Genomic DNA, 24,374 nt, shown 5'->3' with positions numbered 1-24,374 from the left:
AAATTGAATTTATATGTATATAGAACAAGCATTAAAACCAAAAAATGAATGGTGGAATTATTTATTTGGTTTATTAATCATCTTTATAGGGTGGCAACTCGTTGGAGTTATACCTCTTATTGGAACTGCTTTTGTTAAAGCAAGTGATCTACAAGAATTTGAAGCGGCTGCACAAAATAATTTTTTAGGACTAGGAATAGATAAAAACCTATATTTAATATTGATTATATTCAGTTTTGCGATGGGATTATTAGCCTTGTTTTTCGCAGCTAAACAATTAAATAGGCAATCTATTAAAGAATTGACCACCTCGAGAAATAAAATTGATTGGGCCAGAATACGATTTTCTTTTTTCTTGGTTATCGGTATGAGTTCAATATTGTTTTTGATTAGTTACTTTACGGAATCTGAGATTTATACTTGGAATTTTAAAGCTGTTCCTTTTCTGATATTATTTTTAGTTTCAGTTTTATTGCTACCATTACAAACAAGTTTTGAGGAGTATTTGTTTAGAGGATATCTAATGCAGGGGTTAGGAGTAATTACAAAAAACAAATGGTTTCCCTTATTATTTACTTCTGTAATTTTTGGTTTATTACATGGTTTAAATCCAGAGGTTGCCAAATTAGGCAATGTAATGATGGTTTTTTATATAGGTACAGGTTTGTTATTAGGCATTATGACGTTAATGGATGATGGAATGGAGTTGGCATTGGGTTTCCATGCCGCTAATAATATACTAGCAGCGATTTTAGTAACTACAGATTGGAGTGCTTTACAGACAGATGCACTTTTCATTGATACTTCTGAACCTTCTGCTGGATTAGATATAATTTTACCAGTATTAATTCAATATCCTATTATTATTTTTATTATGGCTAAAAAATATAAATGGTCTGGATGGAAAGAAAAATTGTTTGGAAAAGTAAAGTCTGATATAGTATTAAATCAATAATAACAAAAGGATAATACACAATTTACGTAAAGATAACTCATAGCTATGTAAGAAAATTGAAATTTGGGTATGCAAACAGAAGAGCTTTTTTCTACTCCTAAGATACATGAAAACTTCAGTATAAATAAACAATATCTCGATAATTCGGGAGTGCAACGTATCGCCTATAATTTTATCAAAGAAGGAGAGTTTTACGAGCAGGAGGTAGGTAATTTTCTTTTAGATTGGTTAAATGAAAAAGATCATATAGTTGTACAAACCTCCGGTTCTACTGGAAAGCCTAAAAAGATTAAAATCTATAAACAACATATGGTTAATAGTGCTTTAGCCACAGGATCTTTTTTTAAGGTTCAAGAAGGAACCACTGCTTTATTATGTTTACCAGCAACCTATATAGCAGGGAAAATGATGTTGGTTAGAGCAATGGTATTAGGATGGAAGATTGATTTGGTGCCACCTAAAACCAATCCTTTGGATACTGTATACAAGCAATACGATTTTTGCGCAATGGTTCCTTTACAATTAGATAACTCTATCAATCGCTTGCATCTTATTAAAAAATTGATTGTGGGTGGAGGTACTGTTCCTGAAAACCTTAAGGAACTACTTCAAGGTATCAAAACAAAGATTTTTGAAACCTATGGAATGACAGAAACTATTACTCATATCGCTGCGAGAAGAATAAATCCAAAAAAGAAGGATAAAAAAGATGCTAAGTATTTTAAAGCATTGCCTAATATTACATTAGCAAAAGATGATCGTAATTGTTTAGTTATAAAAGCGCCACAGCTTAATGAGGAAACGATAATTACAAATGACGTTGTAGAATTAAAAACCTATAAAAAATTTCTTTGGAAAGGTAGATATGATAATGTAATTAACAGCGGTGGAATAAAATTATATCCAGAAGAAATAGAAACTAAACTTCAACTATTAATTGGACATCGATTTTTTATTTCTGGAATCCCAGATGATCAATTGGGAGAAAAGCTTGTACTGGTTATTGAACGTGATTATGATAAGGGAGTTAAAGAAACTTTGGAAGATGCTATGCAGCATTTAGAAATTTTAACCAGATATGAAACTCCTAAAGAAATATTCTTTCTGTCCCAGTTCATAGAAACTGATAATGGTAAGGTCCAACGTTCTAAAACTTTGGAAGTGATTACGCATAAATTATCCTAAGCGATTAGATCTATTCCCTATTTAAAAAGAACACTTCCCTCAATATAGCTTGTTGGGAGTAAGTTAAGAAAGTAGTTTTATTTCATAATCAAGAAATTAATCAATTATGAAATCACTACACTATTTTATGATGTTTTGCCTAGTTGTTGGAATGTCATATGCACAAGAATTAACCATAACGGGTACAGTAACAGATAAAGATACTGGAGAAACTCTTCCAGGTGTAAACGTTGTTATTTTAGGGACTACCACTGGAACCAATACAGACTTTGATGGAAATTATTCCATAAAAGCAAAAGTAGATGATGTATTAGAATTTTCGTTTGTAGGATATACTACTGATAAGATAAAAGTAGAGATAGGAATTTCTGTCATTGATGTTGTTTTGATGGGAGATGCAGCGATGCTAGATGAAGTTGTAGTAACTGCTCAAGCTGTTAAGAGGCAACGTAAGGTATTAGGATATTCTGTTTCTACAATTTCTGCAGAGTCTGTTTCTAAACCTAGATCTAAAAGAAGAAAAAACCGTCGAAAAAATAGAAGAAAACAAATTAGCAGACAATTAGCTGGCACTGTTCCTGGAGTTACCATTTCAAATAGTACTAATAATTCAGGTGTTCCTATAACTACTTCACCCGTAATCATTAGAGGAAATGGGACGATTTCTTCTTCCAATCAACCATTATATGTTGTCGATGGTATTCCTTTAGATTCTAAAGATGTAGCTAAAATTCAAAATATAAATCCAAATAAAATTTCTGACGTTAAGGTTCTGAAAGATACAAATGCAACAGCACTTTATGGATCAAGAGCCAAAAATGGATGTATTATTATTACTACCCATAAAGGAAATTATAAAATCGAAAATAATGAATCCTACGAAGAAATAGTAGAGAATAATTTCGCGAAGGTAACTACATCACCATTATCTACTTTTTCTATAGATGTAGATAAAGCTTCTTATAGTAATGTAAGACGAATGATTAACAATGGTCAGCAAATTCCTGCAGACGCTGTTAAAATAGAAGAAATGATTAACTATTTTGATTATGATTATAAACAACCAATAGGAGATCATCCTTTTGCCATTCATACCGAATATGGAAATACTCCATGGAATACTGATACAAAACTCGTTAAAATTGGTTTAAAAGGAAAAGAAATTCCAATGGATCAGATTCCTGCCTCTAATTTAGTTTTTCTATTAGATGTTTCTGGTTCCATGAATTCTCCAAAAAAGTTACCATTGCTTAAAAGAGCCTTTAAATTATTAGTTAATCAATTAAGAGAAAAAGACAAAGTTTCTATTGTGGTGTACGCAGGTGCAGCCGGAATGGTATTAAAACCTACATCTGGAGCTAATAAGAACGAAATTAATCAAGCATTAAATAATTTGGAGGCAGGAGGTTCAACGGCGGGTGGAGCTGGTATAGAACTTGCATATAAAATAGCTCAAGAAAATTTTATAAAAGAGGGTAATAATAGAGTTATTTTGGCTACCGACGGCGATTTTAATGTAGGGATGAGTAGCGATAAGGATATGAAAACATTAATTGAAGAAAAACGTAAATCTGGTGTATTCCTTACTTGTTTGGGTTTTGGTATGGGGAATTATAAAGACAGTAAAATTGAGATTTTAGCCGATAAAGGAAATGGGAATCATGCTTATATAGACACAATGCAGGAAGCACAGCGAATCTTAGGAAAAGAGTTTGGAGGTACATTATATACAATTGCTAAGGATGTAAAAATTCAAGTTGAATTCAACCCTTCAAAAGTGCAGGCGTATCGATTAATTGGTTATGAAAATAGAATGCTACAAGATGAAGATTTTGTGGATGATACTAAAGACGCGGGTGAATTAGGTAGTGGGCATACAGTAACCGCATTATACGAGGTGATTCCTGTAGGAGTTAAAAGTAAATTTCTAAAATATATACCAGAATTAAAGTATACAAATACAAAGAAAAATAAAGATTTTGGAGATGAACTATTGACTGTGAAATTTAGATATAAAAAACCACAAGAAAAGAAAAGTATCGAACTAGTTCATATTCTGAATGTCGATAACTATGAAGTTTCAAAGGATTTTAATTTTGCAGCTTCAGTTGCTTGGTTTGGAATGAAAATTCGTAAATCTAAATATCTAGTAAAAGATAATATTAATGATATAATTGCATTAGCGAAAGAAAACAAATCAAACGATCCACAAGGATATCGAGCAGAATTTATAAGATTGATGAACAGCCATCAAGCGCTATAATAAGGGTGAAAATCTTGGCGAAATTCTACAAACACTCACAATACATTGTGAGTGTGTTTTTGTTTATTTAATAATCTTTTGGTTGAAAAAAGTAACATTTTGTTTCGAACTGCAATAAAGAGTAAGTTGAATAATTTACTAATGATCGATATAATGAAAATTAAATATACTATAAGCTTACTATTTGTCTTACTGTTCAGTCTTAATACTATATTGCCAAATACGATAAAACCTGTTAACATTACTATCTATTGGGATTCTTCCTTATCTCTAAGAAATAAGGATAAAAACAGAGAATTGGAATTTTTAGATTATTTTTTTCAAAAGTATCCGAATTGTGATGTTAAATTGGTAACCTTTAGTGCTCTAAAAAATAGTGAAGATGTATTCAATGTTAGATCTTCGAAATGGGATCAATTAAATAGAAAATTAGAGAACGTAGAATATGATGGAGCTTCTGACTTTAGTCTTATAGATATTGCTGGTAGCGGTGATTTTTTGTTTTTATTTTCAGATGGGAAAAGTAATTTGGGTGAAACGATTAATAAGTTATATACTCCAAGAATTATTACCATAAGTAGCAATAAAAATGTAAATAAAAAATGGTTGCATGAAACAGCTTACTATAATAAAGGGTATTATGTAAACCTTTTGGAAAATGATATTTCTTCTTCAGTGAGAGATATTCTGGAGAAAAAAGTTATGTCAAAGCTTATTTTTATTGATAGTAAAAATGCTAAACCTAATGGCAGTAAGCTTATTGAGGGTATAGTTAGCGATACATATGGTAATCCAGTTCAGGATGCATATGTTTCTATAAAGGGTAAAAATAAAAGTACCATTACCGATCAGAGTGGAGCTTATAAAATAGCTATCGACACCGATGATATACTGATTTTTAGTGCAGGGGATATGAAAACGGCTGAAGTAATTACAGATCTTGATAATTTAATAAATGTTACTCTTACAAGAAAAATAAATGATTTAGATCCTATTGTTATTAAATCAAAATCAGCCGAAGAGATAGATATGGTTCTTATAGGAGATAAAAAAGTAAATAAAAGATCTTTGGGATATGCTGTAAGTAATATAACTTCTGAAGATATAAGTGATGCCAATAGAACATTAGGTGAATCCTTAGCAGGAGAATTTGCAGGTGTTCAGCTGGGTAATAATAATGATGCTGGGCAAATAATTATTAGAGGGTTTAGTTCATTTGTTCTCTCTAACCATCCTACTTTTATCATTGATGGAATGCCATTATCTAGGAATGAGAGTGATATGGATTTTATTGATCCAAATATTATCGCGGATATTACCGTATTAAAAGGATTAGCTGCCACTAACAGATATGGAACTTTAGGAAATAATGGAGTTGTATTAATTACTACAAAAATGGCCAGTTTAAAAAAGGATAAAGAAACAAAAGAGGAAGATAGCAAACCTAAAATAGTTTATAAAAATTTTAGTTCTCCTTTAATAATATCAGAAGAAAAAACTTCAGGTTTTGTAACTATGCTCCAAAGTTATAATTCGGTTACTGATGCCTATAACCACTATTTAAGCCATGTTGATAATAATATGGATAATGTAAAATATTTTATAGAATCAGCATCTTATTTTTTTGATAATGGAGATAAACAAAAAGGTTTAAGTGTATTGTCAAATCTTTTAGAATTATTTCCCAAAGATACTTCAGTGTTGAGAGTGTTAGCGTTTCATTATGAAAAATATGGGTTATCCAATTATGCAGAAAAAATTTATAAAATTATCATGGAAACTTCAATAAACGATACACAAAATTATTTGGATTTAGCTAACATTTATTTTAAAAACAAAAAATATAAAGAGTCTATTAGTCTTTTTAAAAAAATTACAAATAACAAAATAAAAGAAATTAATTCATTCAGCGGATTAACTCCTCAAATTAACAATGATTATAGACATCTTCTTTCTTATAGAGATCAAACTTGGAATGTAACCAACATAAAAAAATCCAACTTCATTTTACCAAAACATAAATTAAGAGTTGTTACGGAGTGGTCTCATCCTCAATCCGAATTTGAAATTCAATATATTAATCCCGATAAACATTTTTTTACTCTTAGCCATACAAAAAAAGATAATGTTAACATGTTAAATAAGGAAATTGCCGAAGGTTTTTTATCAGATGAATATGTCCTATCCGATTTAAAAAAGGGGACATGGTATTTGAATCTAATGGTACCAGAAAAACAAGCTTCGAATATCAAAAAACCAAAATATTTAAAGGTTAAAGTATATACAGATTTCGGAACAACTAATCAGAAATTACAAACACATTTATTAGACCTGGATGGTACGGTTAAAAATCAAGTATTTACATCGTTTACTATTAATTAAAACAATATAGATTATAATCCTTATATCGGAAGACATCTACAAAGCATTGCGGGTGTCTTTTTTTTGTAATATTTTTATTCCTACTTAATAAATCACTCAAATGAAAAAAATACCCATCTTAGTATTATTTATTTTTTTAAATAATTTACAAGCTCAGATTCTTCCAGAAAGAGATAGGGCAGATGTTATAGATCAAGTACTTGCTGATCGTTTTAATGTGCTATTACCAAAATTAATGGATAGAACGGGTTTTGATATGTGGATTTTAATTTCTAGAGAGTATAATGAAGATCCAGTTTTAAGAACGATGTTACCTGCAAAATGGTTGAATGCAAGACGCAGAACGATTTTAGTTTTTTATAGAGATAAAGCAAATAATACCATAGAGCAGTTAGCTGTTGCCCGATATAATGTTGGTAAATATATTGATTCTGCTTGGGATAAGGAAAAACAACCAGATCAGTGGAAAGCATTGGTTGATATTATCGAAAAAAGAAAACCAGAAAAAATAGGAGTAAATTATTCTACGCATTTTGGTATTGTAGATGGTATTGTAAAGACCGATTATGAAGAGTTTATGCAAGTACTTCCGGAAATATATAAATCAAAGGTCACTTCAGCAGAAAAGTTAGCAATTGCTTGGATAGAAACCAGAACGGAACAGGAAATGGAAATCTATAAAGAATTAGTACAAATCACACATGATATTATAGCAGAAGCTTTTAGTACCAAAGTGGTAAAACCAGGAACTACCACAACGGATGATGTGGTATGGTGGTTAAGACAGAAAGTTACTGATATGGGATTAGAAACTTGGTTTCACCCTACTGTAGATATACAACGAATGGACGAGCCATTAGAGAGTCATATTGTCTCCTTTTCAAATAGGCCTAACGACAAAATCATTAAACAAGGAGATCTTATTCATTGTGATTTTGGTATTACTTATTTAAGATTGAATACAGATTGCCAGCAACATGCTTATATTCTTAAGAATGGAGAAATGGCTCCTCCAGAATATTTAAAAAAAGCTTTCGCAGATGGGAATAGAATTCAGGATATTTTTACAGGGAATTTTAAAACTGGAAAAACAGGAAATGAGATTTTATTAGAATCCTTAGAAGAAGGGAAAGCAGAAGGTCTTAAACCAGCGATTTACACTCATCCTTTAGGGCTGTACGGGCATTCATCCGGTACAACTTTAGGAATGTGGGATTCACAAGGAGGAGTTCCTGTAAATGGTGATTATCCTTTATTTGAAAATACGGTGTATGCAATTGAATTAAATACTACTGTATCAATTCCTGAATGGAATAAAGATATCCGTATTATGCTAGAAGAAGCTGGTTTTTGGGGGACCAAAGGTTTTAGGTACGTAAATGAAAGACAAACGGAATTAATTACGATACCACGAAGACAATAGTTAATAGAATAAAGAGAGAGATTGGCTCATTATTATCTCTCTCTCTTTATTTTAAAGATTAGATATAATTAATTATGGTTTAAATGTTTCATAAACCAAATAGATTATAATTCTTTATTTATGGACAAATAGGGTTACAGTCATCTCCAGGTCCACCGTCGTCTCCATTCCCGCTGCCGCCAGGTCTTCGTACGGTTCTTCCATCTGCCCATTTTCTTGCTTCTGGGTTTACAACCCAAATACGTAATCCTCTGCTGGCAAATTCATTTCGTTCCAATTGTGATCTAAGACGCAACGTGATTACATCTTGACCTTGTGCATTTACATACTGTACGCGATCACTTCCTCTATAAGTTCCGATAATGTTTGAACCTGTAGTAGTTCTAACATCTACATATGCATTATCTTCAAAATTACTACCCACGATCCAGATACAATAGTTGTCATCACATCCGGCTCCTGCTCGAGAAATTTTTGGTGTTCCATCTCGTGACACAAAAGCAGCATTATATCTCCCTAAAAATAAATTATAATTCGGACAGTTTCCTAAGGTTAAATATTCTTCTACTACATAGCCTGGTGGAATTCCCTCAATAGAACATACAATTCTAAAGTCGGCATTATTCTTTTCTGATGATTCTAGTTCTAATTGTTCTTCTAAAATTAAATTTTCCTCTAATAATTGATCTTCTTCCGGTTGACAACTAATTGCACCTACTAGTAATAAGAGTAGAAGAAGTATTTTAAAAATATTTTTCATGATAGTTTCATATAAATTGTTAATAAACGATTTGTGTTTCTGCCGGCTTTAATACGGGTATAAAACTATCTTCAAATACTATAAATTAAAAGGAAAGCAACATCAAATTTATAAATTTGCTTTTGTTTGATTAAATGTAATACATTGATACATAAGGTTTAGGACTTCTGCTAATCAAAAATCCCTAAGAAATAGATATTTCTTAGGGATGTCTTTTTATAATGTTATAAAGTCTTTATAACTCTATTTCTTCTGTTGTTCCATCGGGATATGTTACCGTTGCTTTGTTATCACAAGTACCATCTCCGTAATCAATAGAGGCACTTAGTGTATTTTTAGTCATTACTAAGGTACCACTAGTAATATATCCACAACTAAAAGTTCCCGCTAAAGTAGGATCCGTAGTTAGAGAGTAACTATCGCTACCTAAGGTAACAATCCAGCTTCCTCCAATAGTATATGAGGCGTTTCCTGATCCGAATCCACTAATAGTATACGTTTTAGTTCCTTGCTCTGAAGCTGTAGTTCCATCGGCTAAAGTAATAGATAGGTCAGATGTAACTGTATACACAAAACTACCAGCATCCGTATCTATAGTATAGGTGGTACTTTTACTTCCATTTACCGAATTACCGGCATAACTTAAGTTATCAAATGTAATAGTGGTAGTCACTGTATTATTTTCCATTACCACGGAGACATTAATGGCACCACTAATGGTTTCGCCATCTTCATTTGTACAGTCTGTAAATGTAAGTGTATACCCTGTATCTGTAATACTAAAATCTGCACATCCTGGTTTCCTAATTTTTGAAGAAATTGCGCTATTAGATCTATTCATAGAAATATTATCCAACGTCATGTCATCTATGAAATTAGATATTTTTTCTACCTCTAAGCTTTTCATTACATCTTCCTGAGTGATGTCTACAGCAGATGTATCATTGTTATCATCGTCGCTACAACTTACCACAAATAGTCCGACCATAATTGCAATAACAACTACTCTAAATTTTAAAAATACTTTGTTCATTATTGATATTTTTTTTGAGTTATCATGTACAAAACGAAACTATTTTTTATTTATTACAGTTGGTTATAATTTAGTTTAAGCCAAAAAAAAGAGACTTCAGCATAATTGAAATCTCTTTTTTTAAGAAAAAATTATATCATTACACTTGTATTACACCCAGATTAAAAGGTTTTTCTATTGGAGCATGATCAGCAGCTTCAATACCCATAGAAATCCATTTTCTTGTTTCTAAAGGATCGATAATAGCATCGGTCCAGATTCTAGCTGCTGCATAATACGGCGAAATCTGTTTATCATATCGTGCTTTGATTTTATCGAACAATGCTTTTTCATCCTCTTCAGAAAGTTCCTCACCTTTCTTTTTAAGAGATGCAGTCTCTATTTGCAATAAAACTTTGGCTGCTTGCGCACCTCCCATTACAGCTAATTCGGCGCTTGGCCACGCACAAATAAGTCTTGGGTCATAGGCTTTTCCACACATAGCGTAATTTCCTGCACCATAAGAATTCCCAACAACAACTGTGAATTTAGGAACGACACTGTTACTTACAGCATTTACCATTTTAGCACCATCTTTTATAATACCACCATGTTCACTTTTACTACCTACCATAAAACCAGTAACATCTTGTAGAAAAACTAACGGAATCTTTTTTTGGTTACAATTGGCAATAAAACGAGTAGCTTTATCTGCAGAATCGGAATAAATCACACCTCCGAATTGCATTTCGCCTTTCTTGTTTTTTACAACTTTACGCTGATTTGCTACGATTCCAACAGCCCATCCATCTATACGAGCATATCCGGTAATAATAGTTTGTCCGTATCCGGATTTATATTCTTCGAAATCAGAATCATCTACCAAACGATGAATGATTTCCATCATATCATATTGCTCATTTCTAGCTTTCGGTAAAATTCCGTAGATCTCTTCAGGACTCATCTTAGGTTTTACAGCTGGTACTCTGTTATATCCCGCTTTCTCAAAATCACCTATTTTAGAAACTATATTCTTAATAGTGTCTAAAGCATCTTTATCGTCTTTTGATTTATAATCGGTCACGCCAGAAATTTCGCAGTGCGTTGTCGCTCCGCCTAAGGTTTCATTGTCTATACTTTCTCCAATTGCCGCTTTTACTAAATAACTACCAGCCAAGAAAATACTTCCTGTTTTATCTACAATTAAGGCTTCGTCACTCATTATCGGAAGATAAGCTCCTCCTGCTACACAGCTTCCCATTACTGCAGATATTTGAGTAATTCCCATGCTACTCATTACAGCATTGTTTCTAAAAATTCTACCAAAATGTTCCTTATCCGGAAAAATTTCATCCTGCATCGGTAGATAAACACCAGCACTATCTACAAGATAGATAATTGGTAATCTGTTTTCAATTGCAATTTCTTGTGCTCTTAGGTTTTTCTTTCCGGTTATTGGAAACCATGCACCAGCTTTAACGGTAGCATCATTAGCTACCACTATACATTGTTTACCACTTATATGACCTATTTTAATAACTACACCACCACTTGGGCAACCTCCATGTTCAGGATACATTTCATCACCAGCAAAAGCTCCAATTTCTATAGCTTTAGAATCATCATCTAATAGATATTCGATTCTTTCTCTTGCTGTCATTTTGCCTTTGGCGTGTAATTTTTCAATTCTTTTTTCCCCACCACCTAATTTGACCTTTGCAAGCTTTTGACGCAGTGCAGATACTAACAGTTTATTGTGGTCTTCGTTTTTATTGAAGTTTAAATCCATTTGTGTGTATTGTTTGCACGAAAATACAAAAATCAATGAGTTTTTAAATTATTAATAACAAAACCAAAAACAGCTTGGAATCATTTCAAAATAGTTTCTAAAATGTTAATTAATTATCTCTAATATTAAGAGTCTATAACGTTTCTATAACAGTTTGCTAACATTTGATTATCAGATAGTTAACAGTATACAGGTAGTTTTATGGATATTTTAAATCACTGTATAACAATATATTAACTATTAATCTGAATCAATTATGAAATTATTGAAGCCAAATCCTTCTTTATGGATATTATCATTTGCATTTTTTTTTACAAGCTGTAACATAGATGATGATAATTATAATGCGGAAATACAAAATGTCTCAAATACAATCATTGGAGAATTCAAAGCAGGAACTTTTTTGTACGATAACGAAGGTCCACACGATTATAGCTTTCACCTTAAAACACAAGAGGGGTTTATAGAAACCTATGAATCTGGTTCTAAATCTAGTTATGCCGGTGCCAGTGTTAGTCTTTCATCGGGAGATTGGTACTTAAACGATGCATTATTAGGCGGTTTGTCTAATGATCGAAAATATCAGTCTAAGTCTGTTAGAATTAGAAATACGGGTTATGCCATCATGTCCTTTAATATGGATAATGGTGTAGAAACTATTAGAATTCGTCATGCCAAATACGGTAATGACGGTAATTCTACTTGGAGACTAATTGCTTCATATGATAACGGTGTTTCTTGGTATTACGTAGGAAGTACAATTACCACAAATTCTACTACACTAAATACGGTTTCTTTTGATGTAAATGAAACTTCAAGTGTACGATATGGAATACAAAAACTTTCCGGAGGTTCTAACAGAATAAATATCGATAATGTTGAAATTATTACCGATACCAATAGTGGATCTAGTCCAGGTATTGATAGTAATATAACTTTTGGAAATCCTTCTGATGCGGGCACAAGTTCAACCAATTATTATCTTTCTAAACCAGACTTTTCGTTATCCTATAATAATAACACCGGAACAGCTAATTGGGTAAGTTGGCATTTAAGTAGTGCTTGGACAGGTGATACCCCTAGATGTAATTGTTTTAAAAGAGACAATGATTTACCAAGTAGTTTTTTTAGAGCAACATCTAGTGATTATACAAATTCTGGTTTCGATAGAGGGCATTTATGTCCGTCTGCAGATAGAAACGGTACAGAAGATTCTAATGAAAACACTTATTACATGAGTAATATTGCTCCACAAGCCCCAGATAATAACCGAAAAAGTTGGGCAAATTTTGAGAGTTATTTAAGATCATTAACATTAGATGGCAATGAGGTCCATATCATTGCTGGAGTTGCAGGTAGTGGTGGTATTGGAGGAAATGGTTTTGCAACAACTATCGATGGAGGTAACATTACAGTGCCTGATTCCTTTTGGAAAGTAGCATTGATATTACCAAATGGTACAAATGACATTAATAGGGTGACAACATCAACAAGAGTTATCGCTATTAATATACCCAATGATCAGGGAATTACAAGTGATTGGACCCAATTTAGAACTTCTGTTGATGCTATCGAAAGTTTAACAGGATATGATTTATTTGAAAATATAACGAACTCCATAGAATCTGTAATAGAGTCAGTTGTAGATAACGGACCATCAAGTTAGAAATCTATGTGTCATACAGAAGAAATAGGGGCTTATAATTATTTAAGTTCCTATTTTAATTAGGAAGGATGCATAAGTGTTTGTTTACCAAAGAATAAGAAGATTATAGACGTCAAGAAGTTGTAAAAAAGCTATTTTTTGACGATAAATTACCGATATTTGTATGCTGTTTTTGATTTTAGAGATCAAAACTATTTAACTAAATAACTTGTGATTTATGGGAATGAATAAAAATACGGTATTAGCTTGGGCGACCTTTATAATGGTCCTAGTAGGATTAGGACTAATTGCATTAGGAGCATTTAGATATAGTCATGTTTCTGGATGGGGATTTGCTGCAGTTGGAGTTGGATTTCTTGCTAATGCTTGGGTTTTTAATGCTTTAAAAGGTAGAGTTTAGAATTCTTTTCTTGACGCAAAACATATATCAATAATATTCTTAAAATTTAGGGCTTATGTCAGACGATAAAAAAATTATCTTTTCTATGTCTGGAGTTACGAAAACGTATAAAAGTGCAAACACTCCAGTTTTAAAAAATATTTATCTAAGTTTTTTCTACGGTGCAAAAATTGGTATTCTTGGATTGAATGGTTCAGGAAAATCTACACTATTAAAAATTATTGCTGGAATTGATAAAAATTATCAAGGTGATGTTGTGTTTTCTTCAGATTATTCCGTAGGCTATTTAGAGCAAGAACCACAATTAGATCCTGATAAAACAGTATTAGAGGTGGTAAAGGAAGGAGCTGCGGAAATGGTTGCTGTGTTGGATGAGTATAACAAGATCAATGATATGTTTGGTCTTGAAGAAGTGTATAGCGATGCTGATAAAATGCAAAAGTTAATGGATCGTCAGGCAGTACTTCAGGATAAAATTGATGCAGGAAATGGATGGGAACTTGATACTAAATTAGAGATAGCCATGGATGCCCTAAGAACTCCAGAACCAGATAAGAAAATCGAAGTGTTATCAGGAGGAGAACGAAGAAGGGTAGCCTTATGCCGTTTATTATTAAAAGAACCTGATGTATTGCTTTTAGATGAGCCTACGAACCACTTAGACGCAGAATCTGTTCATTGGTTAGAACATCATTTAGCACAATATAAAGGTACTGTTATTGCAGTTACTCACGATAGGTATTTCTTAGATAATGTGGCAGGTTGGATTTTAGAATTGGATAGAGGAGAAGGTATTCCTTGGAAAGGAAACTACTCGTCTTGGTTAGATCAAAAATCAAAACGTTTGGCGCAAGAGAGTAAGTCGGCTTCTAAACGTCAGAAAACATTAGAACGTGAGTTAGAATGGGTACGTCAGGGAACAAAAGGAAGACAAACCAAACAAAAAGCACGTTTAAAAAATTACGATAAATTAATGAGTCAAGATCAAAAGCAGCTTGACGAAAAATTAGAAATTTATATTCCTAATGGACCTAGATTAGGAACAAATGTAATCGAAGCTACGGGAATTAGTAAAGCTTATGGCGACAAACTGTTGTATGAAGATCTTAATTTTAAATTACCGCAAGCAGGAATTGTGGGAATTATAGGTCCAAATGGAGCTGGTAAAACAACTATTTTTAGAATGATCATGGGAGAAGAAACTCCTGATAAAGGTACTTTTAGCGTTGGAGAAACCGCTAAACTTGCTTATGTTGATCAATCACACGCTAATATAGATCCTGAAAAATCTATTTGGCAAAATTTCAGTGACGAACAAGATTTAGTAATGATGGGCGGAAGAGAAGTAAATTCTAGAGCTTATCTTAGTCGATTTAATTTTGGAGGTAGTGAGCAAAACAAGAAAGTCTCTACGCTTTCAGGAGGAGAACGAAATAGATTACATCTAGCAATGACCTTAAAAGAAGAAGGTAATGTATTACTTTTAGATGAGCCCACTAACGACCTTGATGTTAATACATTAAGAGCGCTTGAAGAAGGCTTAGAAAACTTTGCAGGATGTGCAGTAGTTATTTCTCACGATCGTTGGTTTTTAGATCGTATATGTACTCATATTTTAGCTTTTGAAGGTGATTCACAAGTATATTTCTTCGAAGGAAGTTTTTCTGATTATGAGGAGAACAAGAAGAAACGCTTGGGAGGTGATCTAATGCCAAAACGTATTAAATATAAAAAACTCGTACGTTAATCATCTAGAGTAAATTGAAAATAAAAAATCATTGCTAAAACTAATTTAGCAATGATTTTTTTACTTTACAGAATAGTTAATTCTTAATTAATAATTAACTTTTTAACAGTTGCCTTCTGTTCGTTGTTTTTTAAATGTAATAGATAAATACCGGTACTTAAATCAGATACATTGTAGTTTTTACTTTGTGTAGTGGTTAAATCACCATTAAACAATTCTTTTACCAGTTGACCTTCAATGGAGTAAATAGAAATACTTCCTTCTCCTTGTAAAGAGTGATTTAGATTTAATTGATCCGATACTGGATTCGGAAAAACATCTACAACATTTTCACTTATCGTATTTTCTTCCACACTTAAGACAAAATCATCGAACTTAATTTTATGCATAGATCTTCCAAAAGTACCCACGTAAAGTTCTTTAGTTGGCTCATGATATTTTAAATCACGCATTATTGTAGCGGGTAAATTATTTCCGAGTATATTCCAATTAACACCATCATTATCAGAGTACCAAACACCCATATCTGTAGCAATGGTAAGTACGTTTTCTGATGTAAGAGTGTTCGGTATAATAATAATATCATTTACTGGAATACTGGGTAGATTTGCTGAAATATCTTCCCATGTTTGCCCTCCGTTATTAGATTTAAATACGTGTGGTGAATAATCCAATTCTCCATATCCTGATAGAGTTACATAAATTGTCTGATCATCTTGAGGGTGTATAGCTAATGAAGTGACATATCTATCTGGTAATCCAGAACTAATATTTTGCCAAGTAGTTCCTCCGTTAAAAGTAACGTTTACGTTTCCATCATCACTTCCGGTGTATATAGTATTTACATTCAAATAAGAAGCTGCAATAGCTGTTAAAGTACCAAAAGAAAGAGAACCGCTTGGGTGCTCACCATCTGTTAAATCATCACTAATTGAAGACCAACTAAGTGCTCTGTTTTCTGATTTATATAATCTGTTACTTCCATAAAACACAATTTCGGGATTAAATGGTGATAGAATTACAGGTGTGTTCCAATTAGTTCGATCGTTTTGATTTATCCCGGTTAATGCTCTAGAAAATGTAAAACCTCCATCCACTGATCTTGAAAGATTACCAAATTGCGATTCTGCGTATACAAAATCATTATCTACCGGATCAACATTTACATGAAAACCATCACCTCCTTTAATAGAAAACCAATCAACATTTCCATTAACATTACGAATTGTATTATTATCCTGAGTTCCTCCAAATAGATTTGTTGGGTTTAAAAAATCGACTTCTATATTGTAAAATTGTGTAATTGGTACATTAGGAAACAGTGTCCAAGTGGTCCCTCGGTCTTCTGATATATATGCACCACCATCATTTCCTGCCAATATAAAATTAGCATCTGTTTTTGAGAATTCCATAGCATGGTGATCTACATGCATTCCATCAACAAATTCCCAGCTGGAACCACTATCTTCAGTTTTGTATAAGCTTTGACCTAGCACAAATATTTCATCCGGATTATCAGGGTGTACTCTAAGATTTCCAAAAAACCATCCAAAGGAAGCATCAACATTAGTAATGCCAGTATCTGGTATTCTAACCCATGAATTTCCGTTATCTATAGATTTATATATTCCGTTGAATACATTAGTGTTACTATTTGTGGTATATCGAGCATAAATAATATTGGGATCGGATGATGAAATGGCAATTCCTATACGGCCTGTTTCTTCATCAGAAATTGGTAATCCATTAGTTAGCTTCTCCCAAGTCTCTCCACCGTCAGTAGATCTATGTAAACCAGAAGTTGTTCCTGCATAATCACGCCCATATGGTCTTCTTGTACGTTCCCACATTGCAGCAAATATGATATCCGTATCGACAGGATTTATGGCTACATCAATTCCAGCTGTAGTATCCGTAAGAAATAATACTTGTTCCCAGGTATTACCTCCATCTGTAGTTCTATAGATTCCACGTTCATTATTTGTGCCATAAAGAATTCCTGTAGCAGCAACAAATACACGATCGGGGTTTGTAGGATCAACTACTATTCTCCCAGTATGATTAGTTTCTTCAAGCCCAATATTAATCCATGAATCTCCACCATCATCGGATCTATAAATACCATTTCCAAAAAAAGCTCCAGAGTTTACTGTTCCATTTGCTTCACCAGTACCCACATAGATACGTTGAGGGTCAGATGGAGCAATTGCAATACTACCGATAGAAGGAACTGCTATGTCATCAAAAATAAACTCCCAATTATCACCTCGGTCGTAACTTCTAAGAACACCTCCAGTAGCTGTTGCTAAATACAAATGATTGTCATTTACTGGAGAAATTGCCACATCAGTAATACGTCCTGATATGTTTGAAGGACCAATTAACTCCCAATTAGTCTCTTGAATACTTTTTTTTGCTTTAGCAATTTTATGCTGCTCTATAGCTCGTTGAACCGCTTTTTTATTAATAAAGTTATTCGGATAAGCCCGCTGATTGTACATCCATTCGTTTGGATATTCTTCTAACAAAGAAGCTGTTGAGTTTTGTTTTTCAGGAGTGGAGTTAACGTTTATTAGGATAAACGGAGTAACTACAACCATTAATACTAAGAATAAAATCCAAGAGTTTTTTTGTGTCATACTGTTTTTGTTTTCGCAAAAATAAAATATATTCGATAATCCTAAAATTAATTATTCGTTTTGATTCTTATCAGGATGAATACTAAAAACCATGTTTACTATGGAAATTCCATCAATTAAGGTAATTGCCTTTGATGCTGATGACACCTTATGGGTAAATGAAACCTTTTTTCGAAAGGCGGAAGAGGATTTTTGCGAATTGGTATCAGCGTATCTTCCAAAAGAAGAAGCAAATAAATTACTCTTTGAGATAGAAATGCAAAACCTTGGGTTATATGGATATGGTATTAAGCCATTTACACTTTCGTTAATAGAGGCTGCTATCAAAATAACAAATGGAAATATGGACATTGCATTGGTTGAAACGCTTATTGAAAGAGGAAAAAAAATGTTACAAGAACCAGTGGAATTAATTGATGGCATTGAAGAAACTTTAGAGTATTTATCAAAAAAATATCGTTTGGTAATGGCTACTAAAGGAGATTTACTTGATCAGGAGCGAAAATTGATTAAATCAGGTCTGGAAAAGTATTTTCATCATATCGAAATTGTATCTGATAAGACTGAAAAACAATATCAGAAATTGGTAGATCATTTAGATATTGACAAGTCAGAATTTTTAATGGTAGGTAATTCTCTTAAGTCTGATATTTTACCAGTTTTAAATATAGGAGCATACGCTTTTCATATTCCTTTTCATACAACTTGGGTACATGAAGTTTATAATGGAACTATTGACCATCCTAATTTTAAAAGTTTAACGCATTCTAAAGAATTACTACATTATTTATAATGACAAAAACGAGATTAGATCTTTCTGCATGGAACAGAAAAGAACATTTTGAGTTCTTTAATTGTTTTGATGAGCCTTTTTTTGGAATTGTATCTAAGGTTGATTTTTCAAAAGGATATCAAACGGTAAAAGAACATAGTTACTCTTATTTTCTATTTTATTTGCATAAAGCTGTAAAGGCGGCTAATAGTATCGAACCTTTCAGATATAGAATTGAAGATGGAGAAGTATATGCATATGATAAAATACATACTTCGGCTACCATTGCAAGAGAAGATCATACTTTTGGCTTTTCTTTTATAGAATATCATCCAGATTTTAAGGTTTTTGCTCAGAATGGGCAAAAGGAAATAGAAGCAGTAAAGAATTCAATAGGATTACGTCATAATGATGATGCCAAAAGGCTAGATAGCTTACATATTTCTTCAATCCCTTGGTACAATTTTAGTAGTATATCACATGCAAGACACTTTACATACAGAGATAGTGTTCCAAAAATTTCTTTTGGAAAATATACTAGAGAAAATAATAAGATTAGTTTACCTGTTTCTGTACATGTAAATCATGCCCTAATGGACGGATACCATGTAGGACTATTTTTGGAAGAGTTTCAACGATTATTAAATGAATAAAATACACAAAGGTTTCATTAAATAATGAAACCTTTGTTTTTAAAAGAATATTACAACTAGATTAACGATATACATATCCGATTACACCTTCATAAATGTATCCTGCACTAATTCCTTCATTATAATTAGTGGTATACAGATGATCTGTATTCGAAGCTCCATAAAATCGATATAATTTTACTCTTCCGCTACCAGCACCGGTATGGATGTAAGCAGCTTTTTTAATATTACTATATAATGCTTTAGTACTGTAATCTCTCCAGCCTCTTCTTAGCAGGTTTGATTTTTCAGAAGTGCTAGTTGTCATTACAAAGTCTTTATTTCCTGGAGCTAATAAGAAAAATATTTGTCTAGTTCCAGATGGAGGTGCCGAGATAAAATCATAGGTTCCTAGTTTGAATGGTCTTCCTTCATATGTTCCATGGCGCACTCCTAAATTAAGCACTTGATAGGTATGAACAGTGTTGGATCCACCAGAATAATACCGGCTAACTGGTAAGATTGTATTTACTTTGTTTAAATTTTCAGGAGTTTCCTGAAGATTTTCTACTGATTCAAAATCTGAACTTAATTCATCTTTTTCACAGGATGTAAAAGTTAAAGAAGCTAATACTAAAGCACCCAAAAACAGAGAATTTAATGTGTTTTTCATAATTTAAATTTGATTAATAATTAGTATTCCAAAGATGAATATTACCAATCTTTTTCTATTGCTTTTGTGGTGTTAATTAGGGGAATTTGTGGATGTTTGTATATATCAAGAGGACATTTGTTGCAAAACTCTTAAGCGTTATAAAATATAAAATAATTAATGAGACGTGATAGTAGGTGTATCTATTTCTATAATCTCACCAATACCCATTTGATTTAAATAAATACTCCCTATTCTTACTCGAATTAAACGTAGGGTAGGGAATCCAACAGCAGATGTCATTTTTCTAACTTGCCGAAATTTACCTTCTTGTAATGTGATGGATATCCAACTAGTTGGTCCATGTCGATCATCTCGTATTTTTTTTGATCTTTCTGGAAAATTAGGAACTGATTTTATTTTAAAAGCTTTGCATGGATTGGTCATATATTTTTTTCCATCGAAACCAATTTCTACACCATTTTGTAGTGCTAAAATTGCCTCATCCGTAATGGAGCCATCCACTTGTACATAATATTCTTTTTCAATACCCCTACTACATATATAGTTGCTTATTTTACCATCAGTAGTAATTAATAAAAGACCTTCTGATTTTTCATCTAACCTTCCAATTGACATACTGCCCGAGGGAAAGTCATATAATTCACCTAATAATCGTTTGGACTTTTGTTTTTGCCCATTGTTTACAAACTGACTAAGATATCCGTATGGTTTGTAAATTTTAAAGTGCTTATTATTATTCATATATATAGAGTGGTGAAACAAATTCTTGTAACTAATAAGAGATGCTCAATTACAAACATCAAATGTAGTTATGATTATAGAATGTTTGAAGCAATCATGTTTACTTTTATAAACATTTTATAACTAATTAATAATCAGATGTACTTTATTGTTTTTAAATAGTTGTTATTATGTCAATTCAATTCATTGGACAGCCTTATAGGCAAGATATTATTGTAGGAGGCTATGCTTCAGGTAGAAGAAGAAACCAAGAACCGAATTATTTTGGTCCTAATCTATTAGAAAATTGGGAAAGAGATTCTGTTAGAGGCTATTACCAAAGTATTTCTAATGAAGATTTGGTTAATATAATGTATACCTCTAGAAATCATGTTACTATTCATATTTATCGGGTTCGATTGTCGGATGTTTCTATGGTAGAAAATACCTTGGATTTAATTCCTTCTGGTCATTTAAGATGGTTAAAACAACGAAAACCAGAAGGTATTATATTTTCAAATTCTGCAGGAAGAGGAAATTCTGAAATATATACTGGTGGTTTAAATCCAATTTATGATGACCGTTCTACTGATTTTTTTGATGAGCGTGATGGTATAATAATAACCTATGGCGCATTATGGAGAAATCAAAATCTCAGAATAATATCAACTCTAATGCATGAAATTGGTCATGTGATGACCCATTCGGGTAAAATTAGTTATCGCTATTTCTCCGCTGCCGATAGAGAAACATTATCCAATACCAGAGTATCTAGGAATCCAGGAAGATTAGAAGCTCTTTGTAATGCATATATGTATTTTATTTGTTATAGTAGTTTATCTCCTGCAGTGCATCTTTATGGAGATAGATCATCAGATTTGCAAAGAAATTCAGAAACTCGGGCAGCACTAAGAAGATGTCCAGCATTTACAAGTAGAATGTTGTCCAGTACAGAAATACATCGCTTTAGAGAACGATAAGAAAAACATTGTTTATTAAAAAATATGGTTTTAATTCTTTAGAATAACCTTTAATTCATGTGTATAGTATATCTTTGTAAGCTTATAAGTATAATTATAAATTTTATACTTCGTCGTTTCTACCGCTAATGAGACCAATTATTAGGTGATGTCATTAACCCTTGTATAATTTTCTGTTAAGTATTTCGATGACTTGTAAAATACTTTAAAAAAATGATATGGGTAGATCACAACAGACTTTTAGTAAGATTGAAAAAGAAAAAAAGAAGTTAAAAAAACGAGAGGAAAAACAAAAAAAGAAGGAAGAACGTAGAGCAAATTCAAAAAAGGGTAGTGGTTTTGATAATATGATTGCTTACGTTGATGAAAATGGGCATCTTTCTGACACTCCTCCAGATCTTTCCAAGAAAAAGAAGATAAAGGCTGAAAATATAGAAATAGCGATTCCTAAAAAAGAGCATGTAGAAGAGGATCCAATAAAAAAGGGTAGAGTAGCGTTTTTTAATGAATCTAAAGGTTATGGTTTTATAAAAGAACAAGAATCACAAGAGAAATATTTTGTTCATGTCAACGGTCTAATGCAAGAAGTAAGAGAAGGAGATAAAGTTAGTTTTGAATTAGAAATGGGATTAAAGGGATTAAATGCGGTTAGGGTTAAAAAGCAATAATAATATCTAAGACTATCTACTTTAAATCTGGATACCAATCCAATTGAACTACTTCTATTTCTTTATTACCAGTATTTACAATTTCTTTGAATTTTGATACGTCGCTTAAACCTTGAGTTCCTCTATAATGATAGGGATATATTTGTTTTGGTTTAAAAGTTAAAACTGCATCAGCAGCACTTTCTACTGTCATGGTGTAAGGAAGGTTCATACAAACAAAAGCTTTGTCAATATTTTTTAGAGCTCTCATCTCAGGAATATCTTCGGTATCACCAGAAAAATAAAGTCTTTCTCCACCTAGTGTAATAACGTAACCATTTCCTCTTCCCTTATTATGAAACTTCAGAGCTTCTTCTCTTAAATTATACATTGGTATAGCTTCAATAGAAATACCATTTACCTCTTTTGTTTCTCCATTATTCAGAATTACCAAATGTTTAGTGTAATTAGCAGGAAGCTTCTCTGCTACCGATTGTGGCACTACAATTTTAGATTTAGATAAATTCAAGCTATCTAAAGTTTCAATGTTCATATGATCTCCATGAATATCCGTAATTAATACAATTGTAGGTTCTTTTTGATTTTTGAATGCGTTAAGACCACCAGTTGGATCAATATAAATGGTATGTTCCTTGTATTCCAGAACCGTAGTAGCATGTTGAATAGGAATAATTTTCAACTCAGAAATAGGTTTAGTATTATTCTCAGCAACTTCAGTAGGAACGTTATTATCTTTATTTTTTTCTTTGGTATTAGAATTGCAACTAAAAAGAAATATAGTGAAAACTAATAATAGGGGATGTGTTATATAGTATTTCATAAACTTTTAAGGTTTAGTTATCTCAACAAGGTATAAAATGAGGATAGAATCGAAAACATTTTAATGTAAGATTAACTATCTATCCATAATTTAATTGCCATGGCAATAACCATCACCACTAAAAATACCTTTACAATACCGTCACCTTTTTTAACAGACCATCTACTTCCAATCCAACCACCAGAAGCATTTCCCAAGGCTAGGACAAAACCATATAAATAATCGATTTGATCATTAAGAGCAAAAATTGCTAGTGCGCCAATGGTGTAGATAAAAACGACTAATGCTTTTACGGCATTCGAACTTACAAGGTTTAATCGGTTAATAGATGTTAATGCTAAAAGAATGAATATCCCAACTCCTGCTTGAATGAAACCTCCATAAATACCGATGACAAAAAAAACTAGTATGGATAGCAACTTATACTTTCCTTGGGTGCTTTCGGAAATATTGGCAAGATCAACTTTGGGCTTAAAAACCATAAATAGAACTACGATTAGCATAATAATCGCCAATATTCTATTAAACGTTTCACCTTTAATATCAATCGCAATTTTTGCACCTATTAAAGATCCGATTAACGCAGATATACCTAAATAAACACTTAAAATAGAAGGTTTTATTCCTTTACTTTTAAATCCAGCAACCGATGTTATACTTTGTATAAAAATACCAATGCGGTTGGTTCCGTTTGCTACTGCAGGTGGTAACCCCATAAAAATAAGCATTGGTAATGTGAGTAAAGATCCTCCTCCCGCAATGGTGTTAATAACTCCGGCAAAGAAGCCAATCAATGCTAGAATAATTAAAAGTAATGTATCGTTCATTAGTTTTTGTTACACTTCAAAAATAAATAAAACCACAAAATATAATCGGTTTTTTAAA

General features: G+C 32.3%; 20 protein-coding genes. 12 read left to right on the top strand and 8 right to left on the bottom strand.

What is annotated here, in order from left to right:
• Positions 1-13 precede the first annotated feature (13 nt).
• From ABD077_RS11725 to ABD077_RS11705, 5 genes are all read left to right on the top strand, one after another.
• Complete coding sequence (locus ABD077_RS11725) at positions 14-955, top strand: CPBP family intramembrane glutamic endopeptidase (RefSeq protein ID WP_343912492.1); 942 nt, start codon at positions 14-16, stop codon at positions 953-955.
• A gap of 69 nt (positions 956-1,024) precedes the next feature.
• A complete protein-coding gene (locus ABD077_RS11720; RefSeq protein WP_343912490.1) occupies positions 1,025-2,140 on the top strand; it encodes an AMP-binding protein in 1,116 nt (371 codons plus the stop codon).
• Between the two features lie 106 nt (positions 2,141-2,246).
• Positions 2,247-4,403, top strand: a complete 2,157-nt coding sequence (locus ABD077_RS11715) for a YfbK domain-containing protein (RefSeq protein ID WP_343912489.1) — start codon at positions 2,247-2,249, stop codon at positions 4,401-4,403.
• A 153-nt stretch (positions 4,404-4,556) separates the two neighbouring features.
• Positions 4,557-6,785 (top strand): TonB-dependent receptor plug domain-containing protein, encoded by a 2,229-nt coding sequence (locus ABD077_RS11710; protein WP_343912488.1) that lies wholly within the window; start codon positions 4,557-4,559, stop codon positions 6,783-6,785.
• 100 nt (positions 6,786-6,885) lie between these two features.
• Positions 6,886-8,208 (top strand): M24 family metallopeptidase, encoded by a 1,323-nt coding sequence (locus ABD077_RS11705; RefSeq protein WP_343912487.1) that lies wholly within the window; start codon positions 6,886-6,888, stop codon positions 8,206-8,208.
• A gap of 118 nt (positions 8,209-8,326) precedes the next feature.
• On the opposite strand, the gene ABD077_RS11700 is transcribed toward ABD077_RS11705, so the two are convergent.
• From ABD077_RS11700 to ABD077_RS11690, 3 genes are all read right to left on the bottom strand, one after another.
• On the bottom strand, positions 8,327-8,968 hold the full coding sequence (locus ABD077_RS11700; RefSeq protein ID WP_343912486.1) for a hypothetical protein: 642 nt from the start codon (positions 8,966-8,968) through the stop codon (positions 8,327-8,329).
• Between the two features lie 235 nt (positions 8,969-9,203).
• Entirely contained in the window at positions 9,204-10,001 is a 798-nt protein-coding gene (locus tag ABD077_RS11695; RefSeq protein WP_343912485.1) for a hypothetical protein, read from the bottom strand.
• Between the two features lie 139 nt (positions 10,002-10,140).
• Positions 10,141-11,769 carry an acyl-CoA carboxylase subunit beta gene (locus tag ABD077_RS11690; protein ID WP_343912484.1) on the bottom strand — a complete coding sequence of 543 codons (1,629 nt, stop codon included), beginning with the start codon at positions 11,767-11,769 and terminating at the stop codon, positions 10,141-10,143.
• A gap of 256 nt (positions 11,770-12,025) precedes the next feature.
• On the opposite strand from ABD077_RS11690, the gene ABD077_RS11685 reads away from it, so the two are divergent.
• From ABD077_RS11685 to ettA, 3 genes are all read left to right on the top strand, one after another.
• Positions 12,026-13,435: a DNA/RNA non-specific endonuclease gene (locus ABD077_RS11685; RefSeq protein WP_343912483.1), complete on the top strand. Its 1,410-nt coding sequence runs from the start codon at positions 12,026-12,028 to the stop codon at positions 13,433-13,435.
• Between the two features lie 217 nt (positions 13,436-13,652).
• Positions 13,653-13,835, top strand: coding sequence for a CAL67264 family membrane protein (locus tag ABD077_RS11680; RefSeq protein ID WP_343912482.1), 183 nt, complete (start codon positions 13,653-13,655; stop codon positions 13,833-13,835).
• A 55-nt stretch (positions 13,836-13,890) separates the two neighbouring features.
• Complete coding sequence (gene ettA / locus ABD077_RS11675) at positions 13,891-15,582, top strand: energy-dependent translational throttle protein EttA (RefSeq protein ID WP_343912481.1); 1,692 nt, start codon at positions 13,891-13,893, stop codon at positions 15,580-15,582.
• Between the two features lie 83 nt (positions 15,583-15,665).
• Here ettA and ABD077_RS11670 read toward each other — a convergent pair whose 3' ends face one another.
• A complete protein-coding gene (locus ABD077_RS11670) occupies positions 15,666-18,221 on the bottom strand; it encodes a T9SS type A sorting domain-containing protein (protein WP_343912480.1) in 2,556 nt (851 codons plus the stop codon).
• Between the two features lie 100 nt (positions 18,222-18,321).
• Between ABD077_RS11670 and ABD077_RS11665 the strand changes: the two genes are divergently transcribed.
• On the top strand, positions 18,322-19,014 hold the full coding sequence (locus ABD077_RS11665; protein ID WP_343912479.1) for an HAD family hydrolase: 693 nt from the start codon (positions 18,322-18,324) through the stop codon (positions 19,012-19,014).
• Positions 19,014-19,646 (top strand): CatA-like O-acetyltransferase, encoded by a 633-nt coding sequence (locus ABD077_RS11660; protein ID WP_343912477.1) that lies wholly within the window; start codon positions 19,014-19,016, stop codon positions 19,644-19,646. Before ABD077_RS11665 ends, ABD077_RS11660 begins: the two co-directional genes overlap by 1 nt.
• A gap of 61 nt (positions 19,647-19,707) precedes the next feature.
• Here ABD077_RS11660 and ABD077_RS11655 read toward each other — a convergent pair whose 3' ends face one another.
• Together ABD077_RS11655 and ABD077_RS11650 are read right to left on the bottom strand one after the other, a co-directional pair.
• Complete coding sequence (locus tag ABD077_RS11655) at positions 19,708-20,298, bottom strand: hypothetical protein (protein ID WP_343912476.1); 591 nt, start codon at positions 20,296-20,298, stop codon at positions 19,708-19,710.
• A gap of 156 nt (positions 20,299-20,454) precedes the next feature.
• Positions 20,455-21,042 carry a pseudouridine synthase gene (locus tag ABD077_RS11650; RefSeq protein WP_343912475.1) on the bottom strand — a complete coding sequence of 196 codons (588 nt, stop codon included), beginning with the start codon at positions 21,040-21,042 and terminating at the stop codon, positions 20,455-20,457.
• Between the two features lie 170 nt (positions 21,043-21,212).
• Between ABD077_RS11650 and ABD077_RS11645 the strand changes: the two genes are divergently transcribed.
• Both ABD077_RS11645 and ABD077_RS11640 read left to right on the top strand, forming a co-directional pair.
• Positions 21,213-22,001, top strand: coding sequence for an ImmA/IrrE family metallo-endopeptidase (locus ABD077_RS11645; protein WP_343912474.1), 789 nt, complete (start codon positions 21,213-21,215; stop codon positions 21,999-22,001).
• A gap of 218 nt (positions 22,002-22,219) precedes the next feature.
• Positions 22,220-22,669, top strand: a complete 450-nt coding sequence (locus tag ABD077_RS11640) for a cold-shock protein (RefSeq protein WP_343912473.1) — start codon at positions 22,220-22,222, stop codon at positions 22,667-22,669.
• A gap of 16 nt (positions 22,670-22,685) precedes the next feature.
• Here the strand turns inward: ABD077_RS11640 and ABD077_RS11635 are convergent, their stop codons facing one another.
• Both ABD077_RS11635 and ABD077_RS11630 read right to left on the bottom strand, forming a co-directional pair.
• On the bottom strand, positions 22,686-23,489 hold the full coding sequence (locus tag ABD077_RS11635) for an MBL fold metallo-hydrolase (protein WP_343912472.1): 804 nt from the start codon (positions 23,487-23,489) through the stop codon (positions 22,686-22,688).
• Positions 23,490-23,560: 71 nt separating this feature from the next.
• Positions 23,561-24,316 carry a sulfite exporter TauE/SafE family protein gene (locus ABD077_RS11630; RefSeq protein ID WP_343912471.1) on the bottom strand — a complete coding sequence of 252 codons (756 nt, stop codon included), beginning with the start codon at positions 24,314-24,316 and terminating at the stop codon, positions 23,561-23,563.
• Between the last annotated feature and the right edge of the window lie 58 nt (positions 24,317-24,374).

Source organism: Aquimarina litoralis (assembly GCF_039523995.1).
Classification (GTDB): domain Bacteria; phylum Bacteroidota; class Bacteroidia; order Flavobacteriales; family Flavobacteriaceae; genus Aquimarina; species Aquimarina litoralis.
Note: the sequence above shows the minus strand (reverse complement) of the source record. Positions and strands in the feature narration are given on the sequence as shown.